Below are 12,627 nucleotides of genomic sequence, written 5' to 3'. Positions count from 1 at the left end.
GTGAATGCCTTACTGGTTATGATAGGTCATACTTATACTCATGCTATGTCACTAACTCTGTGTCACTAAGAACAAGCAAACTAAACCCCACTCGCCTGCTTCGCAAACAATCGCATGAGTGGTTTTATCTTGCCAACGCGGTACATGCCTTCGCTGCGAATCTGCTGAATCGGACGCATCTGCGCAAGCGAGCCTGCAAACAGCCAGTTCAGTGCCGAGAAACTATGCATCATCAGGCTATTATGCGGACGACGCGAGCGCTCATAATGACGCAGCGTTTGATTACTGCCCCACAGCGTGCCACCACTACGGGTAAAGTCATGCATCAACTGCTCGCACAACACTTTTACATCGAGCATACCGAGGTTCAACCCTTGACCTGCCAGCGGATGTACGCCATGGGCGGCATCGCCTATTAGTACCAAGTTGTCCTGTACATAACGCTTCGCTTGCTGCGCAGTCAGTGGAAAGCTGGCGATGGACTCTATCTGCTCGATTGCGCCCAGCTCATAATGACTGGCAGCGGCCAATTTATCAGCGATCACGCGCTCGTCTTCCTCTATCAATGCCAATGCCTGATTGCGCGGCAATGTCCATACGATAGATTGCCAATGTTGTGGATTTGCCTTATCGTCATCAGTAATATCCGCTAGCGGCAATAGCGCTAGCGTCCCCGTTGGCAACATGGCTTGACGAGCAGTCGCTTGGTGCGGTTTCTCGGTCTGAATCGCACAGCAAATCGCTGTTTGATTATAATCAAGCGTATCAAGTCCAATGCCTGCTTGCTGACGGACAAATGAGCCACGCCCATCAGCCCCAACCAACAGACGCGCATCAATCGCTGTTCCATTATCTAAGGTTACACGGTAGCCTTGTCGCGCGCCTAGCCAGTCCATATTGACCACTTTATGCCCAGCGATAACGGTCAGATAGTCGCTGACATCCGCTTCATGCAAACGCTGCCATAAGGCGTGCTCAATAACGGCTGGCTCCACCATACTACCGAGTATCTCAGGCGCAGCGCTCTGGTCATGACTATCACCAAATAATAGCTCGCCCATGCCGTTCAACTGCCAAACCTGCATTTGCGAGTAATCCGCCTTGCGTCCTGATAGCGCTATCTTTTGCCAAGCGCCTACGTCTTTTAACAGCGCAATGCTGGCGAGGCTCAGCGCATAAACACGGGCATCTCGCTTGCCAAGCATTTGTTGCCACGCTGACTCGTCACGCGCAGGACGGGCATCAACCAATGTCACTGGCATTTTATTTCGTGCCAGCTTTAACGCGAGCGTTGCCCCAACGATACCGCCACCGATAATCAGCGTATGATTGTCTTTCATAAACTCTCCTTTTTGGAGCATTGTCCATCCATCATCCTATAAATGATGCACGGACGACTCCCCTCTTATTTATTGTATATTTTGAGAAAATCGTATTTTGATACGCTGTTATGACTTTAGACCCATCGCGTAGGTTGCCACCAATGGCTTGATATTTGGCAATTTATCAAAGGCCAGTAATGCCATATTACGTACAAACTTAATGGCGGGATTAGGATGGGTAAAGCCATGTACCACGGCATCACAAAAGCGAATCACTCGTTTTTGATCCGTTTGACGCGCTTTTTCATAGCGCTTTAGTAATTGTGCATTACCGATGTCCTCGCCTTTGAGCACTTGTGCGCTCATCATCTGCGCCAATACATGAGCATCTCGCATACACAGATTGAACCCTTGACCCGCAACAGGATGCAAAGTATGAGCGGCATTGCCCATGATAACGCAGCGACCCTCGACCTGCTTATCTGCTAGCACACGCGATAACGGATACGCGCCGCGGCGACCAGCGGCGACAAACGTGCCCGCGCGTTGTCCAAACGCTTGCTGTAGCGTCTGCAAGAACTGCGCGTCGTCTTCTAGATATTTGGTTTCTTCACCTGTTGGACAGACCCAAACCACAGATCGTCTATAACCGTGTTGATATTCATCATTGCCGTCGCCCTCTGGATCCGTCAGTGGCAGCACAGCTAGCGGCCCTGCTGGGCTAAAACGCTCAATCGCCACATGCTCATGCGGTCTATCGGTCTCTACCACACCAACGATAGCGGTTTGCTGATAGTCATAGGTTGTGGTGCCGATATTTAACAACTGACGTACCGTAGAATCGCGTCCATCACAAGCGACTAACACGCTGGCTTGTAGCTGTTGCTCATTTTCTACTGCGTCATCGTTGCTAAAGCTCAGCGTCACGCCGTCCGCTTGTTGGGCAACGGCGTTGACACTGGCATTATCAATCAAGGTAATAAGTGGCGACTGCTGTGCGGCTAATAAGAGCTTACGCCCTAGCCACGCGTTTTCAATGACTTGTCCAAAGGATTCTACTTTCTCTTCGACTTTGTTCAGTTGCGCGCGCCCAAAGCTACCTTGCTCACTAATTTGCACGCTATCAATTCGGCACGCATGGCTTTGCAATTCATCCCACAATCCAATCTCTTGATAGATCTGTACCGTACGCCGAGATAACGCTGTATTACGACTGTCTAGATAATGACTGCGCGTACGGTCATCGGTCGGACTGATGGTTGGATAACGGTTTTTTTCTAATAACGTGCTAGCAATGCCGTGATGCGCCAGTAGTAAGGCAAAAGACAAACCGACATGACCGCCACCGACGATAAGCACTTGCTGGTCGGTGATTGCTTCTCTTCTTTCAGGTAGGCTTTTAGAATTGGATAAAGGTGAACCTGTCTCTTGCATCGTTGTTGTTCCTATTATAATTGTTGGGCAGACACGTCTTTAGCGATTGATAGGTGTTTTATTGGATAGCCTTTATCTGGTAAAGGCCGCTTCTGACTCAATCGTAAAGTGCTGTAATATCGCTCATAGATTACCACAAATTGCCTATCATGCTGCGCTCTTAACCGTAGACAAATCGTTCGTCCATCCTCATCGCAAGCAAGGTTTATATTAGTAAAATCAGTAAAAACTCAACTTATCAATATTTCAATGCGAGCGTTACTTTTCACTAATGATGTTATCTAACTGATAAATGAACTTAATAGACATGCTGTTGACTCGATTTGGAGTAGGCCTTTGTGTTGATTGCAATCGACATACAAAAACAACGCTATCTGCTCAATGTATCGCTTGAATTTTAAAAATTCTCTACCATAATGAAGGCAAGACTTTTATTTATTATCTTCCACAAAACCAACAATAATATTACCGTCATTTTTAGTATTTACTATAACTACTCAACACCCATATAACGCCATTAACCATTTTATCTCTGAAACCCGTGACGCTATCAAAATGAAATCACAGCGCCGGGCACACAATACAAGGATAATCGCTTGACTGATACCATGAGCCGCCGTATAAAGTTCGAATCCCTAACGCCAGCACAGCTCAAAACCGTGCTTGGCGAATATAACAATCACATGAAATACATCCAAGAACGCCTCGATATCAAAATCATCCAACGCCAAGGCGATTTTTGCTTAAGTGGCGATGTGACTGCTGTCGAGCGCGGTGAGCGTATCATCTACAAGATGGTCGATGAAGCCCAAAACACCAAGGATATCAGCGCAGAAGAGCTGCATCTGATTATTCAATCTAGCATCTCGCGTGATGAGGATATGGACGACGACGAGCAGGATGATGATATCGAGGATGCAGAATCAGATGAGGCTAATGAGTTTACGCCTGTCAGTCTGCGTACGCGCAAAGGTCGCATCATACCGCGCGGTGGCAATCAGCAGCGCTACGTAAAAAACGTCTTAAGCTCTGATGTTTCATTTGGTATTGGCCCTGCTGGTACTGGTAAAACCTATCTGGCGGTTGCCTGTGCGGTCGATATGCTTGAGCGTAACGAGATTGAGCGTATCCTACTCGTACGTCCAGCGGTAGAAGCTGGCGAAAAGCTGGGGTTCTTGCCTGGTGATTTGACGCAAAAGATTGACCCTTACTTACGTCCATTGTATGACGCGCTGTATGAGATGATCGGGTTTGAAAAAGTCGGTAAAATGATCGAGCGTCAGATTATTGAAATCGCCCCACTTGCTTATATGCGTGGTCGTACGCTCAATAACTCATTTGTCATTTTGGATGAAGCACAGAACACGACGCCTGAACAGATGAAAATGTTTTTGACACGTTTGGGCTTTGGCTCACGTGCAGTGATTACTGGTGACATCACGCAGGTCGATTTGCCGCGCGGTCATAAGTCAGGTCTCGCGCAGGCGATGGAGATCTTAAAAGACATCGAAGAGATTCATATCACCAAATTTGATTCAAAAGACGTGGTACGCCATCAGTTGGTACAACAAATCGTTGAAGCTTATGACGTATACGATGAAGAGCAACTGGCTCTAGAAGAAAAACGTAAGTTTGAACGTATCAAAGAACAAGAACGTAGACAAGCTGTGGCTAATGCTGCTGCCAAACTATAATATAGTCAATCCACTATAAAAGCGTTATAGCATTAAAAGCGTTATAGCATTAACCTCGCTTGAAGTATGACATATACATCTGCACTCGGTTGCCTTGTACCGCTCTTAAATTGGATCAACTATAATAATGCTGGAACAATTTACTATAAAGATTTATTTTGCATAGAAAAACCGGATTACTAAAGTAGTCCGGTTTTTTCTTGGCAGAGATTGCTTAGGTTTAGCATTACTTGGGTGAGGCATGGTCTAGATTGAGTATAGCCAACTAAACACGCCCATTTATAATAAAACAGGACAACGATATGAACCAATTTGACAGTAATAATAGCCACCAAGATCATAGTGCCACTAATGATGATGACAGCTTGGTAGCACTGGATATTAATGCAGCCGATAGTATCGATGATGAGACGCTTGATACGTTTTATGATCGTAAGTATCTATTATATGTCATGATGGCGACTTTAGATTATATGAACGCGCGCATCAATGAAGGTGTGACACTACCCTACTTTGCAGATATCGATTCTGAGCTGTGGCAAGAAAAACCTAAAACTTTGGATATATATATTACAGATGAAATCGAAGGCCAAGCCCTCAATTTAGAGGCGCGCGGTAAGGACTATGCGACCAATATTTTGTCTTATCCAAGTGAGTTGCCTGTCGCCATCATCGGACTAATGCCAACACTGTCTCTTGGTGAGCTTATTATCTGTCATGAGGTCATGGTACGTGAGGCACAAGAGCAAGACAAAACCTTGGTGCAGCATATTAGCCATTTGCTGATACATGGCATACTGCACCTACTGGGTTTTGATCATGAACTCGGAGAGGCCGAGCAAGATGAGATGGAGCGCTTTGAGATTGAGATTTTGGCAGGCCTAAACCTACCAAATCCTTATCTTTGATTCAGTCTCAATCAATCTTTAGTGGTCAGCAGCTTTTGCGCTTGACCCATTTGATTGATCATTTGATCCAAGCCTTTGACATGAACACTACGCTGCGGGAATGGAATCTCAATATCCTCATCATCCAATGCGTGTTTGAACTGCTCAAGCAACTGGCACTGCATGGTCCACCAGTCAGCATTGGTTGTCCACACGTTCAATGTCAAATCAACTGAATTGTCACCAAGATTGGTCACTCGTACAATAGGCTCAGGATCGGTAAAAGATAACGGGTTATTTCTGGCGAGGCTCAGCATCAGATCTTTGGCCGTTTTGATATCTGCATCATAGCCAATGCCCACGGTGATATCGACGCGGCGATTGGGTAGTGCTGTATAGTTGACCACCGCTGAGGTTGTGATGTCGCTGTTAGGAATAATGATGTCATGATTGTTAATGGTCGTTAGATGCGTGTTGATCAAGGTAATCTCGGTCACTGTACCCGTATAGCTGCTGATCTGCACATAATCACCGCGTACAAATGGGCGAAAAGTCACGATCATAATGCCAGCGGCAAAATTTGATAATTGATCCTTTAGTGACAAACCAACTGCAACCGCGGCACCGCCCAAGATAGCAACGACCGAGGTGGTCTGTACGCCAACTTTGCTAAGTGCGGCTAAGACTACGACAACCAATAGCACGCCATACAACAGACGGCTTAAAAAGCCAGAGACTGTTTCATCTAAATGACTACGCGCCATGAGACGGCCAGAAAAGTCGACTGCTTTTTTGGCAAGCCAACGTCCAACGATAAATATAATTATTGCCAAAGCCACTTTAATGACGATCTCTAGGGCATTGCTGGTGAGCGTTGCAACATCTACTGTAAAACCTAAAAATTCCATACTAACTCTTTACTCGATAGCGGTGTGTTATAAATTTGGGTGTCGATTAATCTTAATTATTGTCGTCAAATATTATGACGTATTCGTTGATATTCTATGTTTATTTATCGTGTCACTGATTCTTTATCGCTTTAGTTTTGTAGTTTTAGTTTTGTGGCGTTAGTAGGTGACATCCACTTCGTCGCTATAGCGATAAGTACGTATCAGTCGTAACTCGACAATATCACTCATCTCTTTGGTGAATTGTCCAAAAGGTGCTGCTTGTCGTACTGACTGTTTTGCGGCCTCATCCAGTATCGTCGAATTTGAGCTTTCTAGCAGACGAATGGCTTTAATATTGCCATTATTACTAATGATGACCATGAGCCGCACTTCACCCGTAATGCCTTGCGCCCGTGCTTGAACAGGATAATGCAGATTGCCGACACGCTCGACATGCTCACGGAAGGTATTGATATAGTCAGCTGCTGCCCCGCGCGTGGTCGAGTTACTATCCATAGTGACCACTTTGGATTTGGTCGCATAGACTTGCTGACGTTGAGACAATTGCGCTTCTAAAGTAGCGATTTGCTTACGCAGACGCGCTTCTTGTGCCATGATGTCATCTTGTGCTTGTTTGCTATCATTATCCGACTCTACGCTCGCCCGACGCCAGCTTAACGTGGTGCGCAGATAGCTCTCTTGATAGCGCTGCTGTCGAACTTGGCGCTGTAGATTGATGACGTCTTGTGTCTCGCTCATTTGCTCAGCAGACAATGGACTCATTTGGTCATTCTCTTGTCTCAGTCGCTCCTCTATGGTGCCGCCGCCTTCTTGTGAGGCGTTGGCAATAAAATGAGCGTCATCATTTGGCTGCATATTGTCGGTGAGCGCTTTTGCCACATCTTGCATCATTGCCGCCGGGTCTTTACCCATCGAAAAGCTGATACCAAAAATAATCAGTACGTGTATGGCGACCGCAATGACAATCGCTACAGGTAAGCTCACATCACGCTTGGGAGGCTGCGCCGAAAAATGGTAGCTTTGTGAGTCTTTGATATAGGCCACAATGGGTCTCAGCTGATAGGTAAGGCGTATGGTTTATAAATGAGCATGTAGTGATATGCACGATATATGTCGGCGCTATCATAACATGACATAAAACTATGTCGCTAGCCTAACCATCAATGGCATAGTTTTGACCTAATCCTTCAGTGTTTATGACCTTTGATTCATTTAATAAAACATTTATCGCCTTAAGAAAAACTATATCGACAAAAACATTATAAAACAGGTATAACACTCATGATATCAAATGAATTGTCATAAAACGCATGTGTCCATTTTGAAGCCACTGTATTTGTTATATACTGTTTTAAAACGCTGGTGCTAAGCCCTATAATTATAAGGATAATAAGTTTGAGCGACTTTGATAACGTGAATAATTCAGACAGTTTTGACGAGTTCTTTGAGAACATCGGCTATCGTTTTGACGAGTCACTTGATAGTGGTTGGGAGCGTATCGCTCAATCGGTTAAAGACATCTATCATAAAACGACAGACAAACTCGAAGATGAGATATCCCTACCAGTCGCACAAAAATACGTCAACGAGGCGCTACAAAGCTTTGTAACGGATAATGTAAAAGCCATACTAGAGCTGCGCGTTGAAATGCATGATGATTGGTTTCGCTTATACTGTACGGTTGATGCTGGCGGTATTTACGCCGAAGTGGCCAGTAATTTTAGTTTGATACATGTGCAGCTCGATCGTAATGTCCAACGTTTTGTGTTTGGTCAGCAGACGTATACTGATATATTAAATCTACGCTGCGAGTCTTTTGTTAAGCGCCAAGGGATCAAGCTTGCTATTTGGTTTTATCATAGCGTCCTCAAAAAAGACCCATTGGGCTTTATTCTCTCCTACGTCAATATTGCTCGCCCAAAAGACGAAGTGATTTACCTCGATATTAACCGCTGGCTAAAAAACAACAAAAAGATCATGAGTACATTGTATAAAGTACAGGTCAACTATGGAAAGCTTGAAGAAGAGCAAATGGTTTTGAAGGCGCAGATTAACTATCGTGACTTATTGGCCTCAAGCAATAACGAAGATATCATTAGCGACGATGATGAGCCGCAATTGATGCAAGGCCCTATCAACCCTGTAGACGATGCCACCGAACCCAGCCAAGAATAACGATCCATAAACGATGTCTCCAAAAAAAACGCTACATCTCACAGGTTGTTAGCCTGATAGATGTAGCGTTTTTTATTAAATAAGACAATCGTTAGCTGCCCCTACCAATAGTTCTCAACAGCGATATTACCCTCACCGCGTCGATTCATCACCAATCCTAGTGTCTTTAACGCTTCTTTAGTGTCTTCTACCATATCTGGATTACCACATAGCATGACATGCGTCGTATCGACATCCAAATCGATACCCGCGCGCGCTTGCAACGTGCCTTCTAATAACAGCTTTGGCAGACGCTCTGATAACGCGCCGTCGACAGTCTCTCGGGTGACGATAGGAATAAAGATCAGCTTTGCTGGATTATCAACCAGCGAGCCAAAATCGTCTTGCAAGCGCTCGATTTGCTCAACGTACGCAAGCTCATCCGTCGAGCGTGCGCTATAGGCTAGTACGATATGCTCGTAATCTTCCCATGTCTTTAGGTCTTGTAGCATCGATAAAAATGGTGCAAGACCAGTCCCTGTCGCGAGCAGCCACAAATCCTTTGGCAATGGTTTTTGATAACGCGCTAACGTTAAGAATCCAAATGGCATGGTATTAAGCAGTAACTCATCGCCCACTTGTAAATGTTGCAGCTGTGAGGTAAAGGCACCATCAGGAATCACAATAGAAAAAAACTCTAGCACCTCATCGAATGGCGAAGACACAATCGAATACGCTCGAAAGATATCTTCATTCAATGCTTCATCACTTGCCTCAACCTGTTGGTAATATTTTAATTGACTCGGATTGACACCCAAGCGCACAAACTGTCCGGCAGTAAACTTAAAACTATCAGGACGGCTGACGGTAAAGCTAAATAAATTTGGCGTCCATGTGGTTTTGCTGAGCACCGTTACCGTTTGAATATTATCACTCATAACTGTTCATCACTCATATTTTATTAAATGGTATTTTTATAAGATAGCTTTGCCAAAGACAAAAATTAAGCAAAAAAAAGATGCGCCAAGCTTATCATAAAGCGGGCGCATCTTGGTTTTTTAACCGTAACAACAGATAAGCAACAAATGGCTTATCTTATCGCATAAATCATTGAATCTACCAAATACGAGCCAAGCTTGCCCATTCGATCATACTATTTGGCAAAATACCAAAGAACAGGATAATTGCCGTCACCGCAATAACCATAATACCGCCGGTACGAATACCCCATTGTCCGGACACGTCAAACTCGATGAACTGCTTAGGACGTTTGAACAGTGTGAGTAACACGCGCAAGTAGTAGAATAGACCAATCGCACTACCTAGGATAATCATCGCTGCTAAGAACCAGTTGGTTCCTTGTACAGCAGCCAATATCGCAAATAACTTGGTGATAAAGCCTGCGGTCAATGGAATACCAGCCAGTGATAACATCATGATAGTCATCACAGCCGTCAATACTGGACGACGCCAGAATAGCCCTTGATAATGTGTCAACTCATCGGCCTCACCAGATAGGCGATATGGACTCGACATCAATGTCACCACACCAAAGGCACCGATAGACGTAAAGGCATACACCGCCATATACATACTAGAGATGCTATCAGCAGCAGCGCCAATACTGACGATGACGATCATCACATAACCCATATGCGCAATGGATGAATAACCCAATAGACGTTTGAGGCTGGTCTGACGCACAGCCAACAAGTTACCTACCAAGATAGACAAGGTTGCCATCACCATTAATAACATTTGTACCGATGGCAATGCCAATAAAGAGGTATCGATTAAGAATCGAACCGCTAGCGCCATCATGGCAACTTTTGAGACAGACGCCAAAAAGGTCGCAATAGGGACAGGCGCGCCTTCATAAACATCTGGCGTCCACATATGAAAGGGCGCAGCCGAGAGTTTAAAGGCAATACCAAACATCATCATCGCCGCACCCAATATCAGTAGTGGCGATTCAAAAATATTGCCTAGCACCATGCTGATTGGCTTAAATGCCAACGAGCCTACTTCTGCATAGATAAAGGCCATACCCATGAGTAAAGTCGCTGACGCTGTCGCCGACAATACTAGATATTTTAGTCCTGACTCAAGCGAGCGGTTACGCATATAAGTATAAGCGAGCAAACCATATAAAGGCACTGACAGCATCTCTAGACTCATAAAGAATGATGCCATATGCTGCGCGCTTACCATGAGTAATGCACCAATGGTCGATAGCAGCATGAGCAAGTATAGCTCTTCTTTATTGTCTTTTAGATCGGCCAGATACGCATACGATAGCGTACAACACGCCAAGGCACAAACTAGAACTATCACCATATTGAACTGAGCAAAGTTATCAATCACAAATAACTGCTCAGCATTTGGCGCAATAGCACCGCTTTCAATAAAGCCTGTCATTTGCCCAAGTAACGTAACCAGAGCAATATTCAAACCGACCACGGTGATTGTACCAGTGACCATATGCGAGCGCTTGATAGTGATGGCAATCATCACCACGAGTACCGTAATCACTACGGCGATAATCGGCGCGTAAGGCACAAGCCCTATCAAATCATTCATTGTAATCTCATTCATGACTTAACGTGCCTCCATTACATCAAGCAGTTGCGACGCATCTACCTGTGTCACTTGACTGTATATATATGCGTTGTTGATCCACTGCATCGCGTGACTTGAGGTATCAAGGAACGGCTGTGGATATAATCCGAGCCATACCAAACCAGCCGCTAACATCAATAGTAATGACAGCTCGCGCTTGCCCAAATCTTTTAATCTACGTGCAGGCAAACCATGTGACTTAGTCTCTCGCTCTGCCAATGCAGCGATGTTGTTTTCACCAAATAACGCGCGATGAATCAAAATAAGTGAGTATAGACCTGCAAGCACCAAGCTGAATGTCGCAAATACCACAAACACAGGATACTGAGCAAAGGAGCCAAACAAAATCATGAACTCGCCAATGAAGTTACCTGTACCTGGAATACCCAGCAACGCTGCACAGAAGAACATCAATATCGGTGCGTAGTAACGGAACTGTCCCCACATACCACCCATCAAGGTCAAATCACGTGTATGCAGACGCTCATATAGCTGCCCTGCCATGATAAATAGTGCGGCTGAGCTCAAGCCATGAGCAAGCATCTGAATCATCAGACCTTGTAAGCTGAGTAATGTTCCAGCATAGATTGCTAATACCACAAAGCCCATGTGCGAGATACTGGTATACGCTAGCAAACGCTTCATGTCGGTCTGCATAAACGCGAGCCAAGCACCGTAGAAGATACCAATCGTACCTAGAGTTATAGCTATCGGTGCAAACTCTTGTGACGCGGCTGGAAATAATGGTAAGACAAAACGAATCAAACCATAGGCGGCAGTCTTAATGAGCACACCTGCCAAATCCACCGAACCTGCCGTTGGTGCTTGCGCATGCGCATCTGGCAACCAGCCATGAAAAGGTACAATAGGCAACTTCACCGCAAAACCAATGAAGAAGCACAGCATGATGGGATATTCCCAGCCGCCAAGTGACGTACCGAGCAAGTCATTATAGTTAAAGCTGACCACCCCAGTTTGGGCGTAGCTGATAATGACCAATACCAAAATACCGATGAGCATGATAAGCCCAGACGCTTGGGTATAGATAAAGAATTTGGTTGCGGCGTATTCTTTGGTTTTGCCAACCACATCATGACCCCAAAGCGCGATCAAGAAATAGATAGGAACCAGCATCATCTCCCAAAAGAAGAAGAATAAGAACAGATCAATCGCTAAGAAAACCCCGATAACGCCGCCCAAACTCCATAGCAAGTTTAGGTGGAAAAAGCCAACGCGGCGCTGAATCTCATTCCACGAACAGGCAACAGCTGCCACACCAAGCAAGCCTGTTAAGACTACCATCATCAGTGACAAACCATCTAGCGCCAAGTGAAAGCTAATACCAAAGCTCGGTATCCACGGCACACTAAATTCAGCGACCCAAGGCACGGCAGCATCTGGCGCGATGACCTGCTTACTCATACCGCTAAAATCACCCTGCTGCCAAAGTACTAATGACAAAGCAAAGGTCAACATCATACCGATCAAGGCAATCCAGCGCGGCAGACGTTTATTAAATCGCTCCACCAACCAGCATAGCAATCCTGCAATAAAAGGAATTGCGATTAATGCTGGCAGCATCCACGTTTGTTGTAACTCCATCATC

At 45.2% G+C, this 12,627-nt stretch carries 10 protein-coding genes; 3 read left to right on the top strand and 7 right to left on the bottom strand.

Annotated features, from left to right (window positions below):
- Window positions 1-80 precede the first annotated feature (80 nt).
- Window positions 81-1,340, bottom strand: coding sequence for an FAD-dependent oxidoreductase (locus tag AC58CZ_RS04580; RefSeq protein ID WP_494223929.1), 1,260 nt, complete (start codon window positions 1,338-1,340; stop codon window positions 81-83).
- A gap of 108 nt (window positions 1,341-1,448) precedes the next feature.
- A complete protein-coding gene (locus AC58CZ_RS04575) occupies window positions 1,449-2,756 on the bottom strand; it encodes an FAD-dependent monooxygenase (protein WP_494223930.1) in 1,308 nt (435 codons plus the stop codon).
- 608 nt (window positions 2,757-3,364) lie between these two features.
- Between AC58CZ_RS04575 and AC58CZ_RS04570 the strand changes: the two genes are divergently transcribed.
- The gene (locus AC58CZ_RS04570; protein ID WP_494223963.1) at window positions 3,365-4,450 is read left to right on the top strand and encodes a PhoH family protein; all 1,086 of its coding nucleotides are present in this window, start codon (window positions 3,365-3,367) and stop codon (window positions 4,448-4,450) included.
- A gap of 302 nt (window positions 4,451-4,752) precedes the next feature.
- On the top strand, window positions 4,753-5,358 hold the full coding sequence (gene ybeY, locus AC58CZ_RS04565; RefSeq protein WP_494223931.1) for an rRNA maturation RNase YbeY: 606 nt from the start codon (window positions 4,753-4,755) through the stop codon (window positions 5,356-5,358).
- Window positions 5,359-5,369: 11 nt separating this feature from the next.
- Here the strand turns inward: ybeY and AC58CZ_RS04560 are convergent, their stop codons facing one another.
- Window positions 5,370-6,245, bottom strand: a complete 876-nt coding sequence (locus AC58CZ_RS04560; RefSeq protein ID WP_494223932.1) for a mechanosensitive ion channel domain-containing protein — start codon at window positions 6,243-6,245, stop codon at window positions 5,370-5,372.
- Window positions 6,246-6,404: 159 nt separating this feature from the next.
- Window positions 6,405-7,292 (bottom strand): TonB family protein, encoded by an 888-nt coding sequence (locus AC58CZ_RS04555; protein ID WP_494223933.1) that lies wholly within the window; start codon window positions 7,290-7,292, stop codon window positions 6,405-6,407.
- 351 nt (window positions 7,293-7,643) lie between these two features.
- Between AC58CZ_RS04555 and AC58CZ_RS04550 the strand changes: the two genes are divergently transcribed.
- A complete protein-coding gene (locus AC58CZ_RS04550) occupies window positions 7,644-8,423 on the top strand; it encodes a hypothetical protein (protein WP_227674292.1) in 780 nt (259 codons plus the stop codon).
- Window positions 8,424-8,524: 101 nt separating this feature from the next.
- On the opposite strand, the gene AC58CZ_RS04545 is transcribed toward AC58CZ_RS04550, so the two are convergent.
- The 3 genes from AC58CZ_RS04545 to nuoM all read right to left on the bottom strand — a co-directional run bounded on the left by AC58CZ_RS04545 (window position 8,525) and on the right by nuoM (window position 12,623).
- On the bottom strand, window positions 8,525-9,340 hold the full coding sequence (locus AC58CZ_RS04545; protein WP_494223934.1) for a ferredoxin--NADP reductase: 816 nt from the start codon (window positions 9,338-9,340) through the stop codon (window positions 8,525-8,527).
- Between the two features lie 178 nt (window positions 9,341-9,518).
- Window positions 9,519-10,997: an NADH-quinone oxidoreductase subunit NuoN gene (gene nuoN / locus AC58CZ_RS04540; RefSeq protein WP_071003293.1), complete on the bottom strand. Its 1,479-nt coding sequence runs from the start codon at window positions 10,995-10,997 to the stop codon at window positions 9,519-9,521.
- Between the two features lie 3 nt (window positions 10,998-11,000).
- Window positions 11,001-12,623, bottom strand: a complete 1,623-nt coding sequence (gene nuoM / locus AC58CZ_RS04535) for an NADH-quinone oxidoreductase subunit M (protein ID WP_494223964.1) — start codon at window positions 12,621-12,623, stop codon at window positions 11,001-11,003.
- Between the last annotated feature and the right edge of the window lie 4 nt (window positions 12,624-12,627).

Source organism: Psychrobacter sp. CR212 (assembly GCF_059693765.1).
This window is presented reverse-complemented; position numbering and strand designations above follow the sequence as displayed.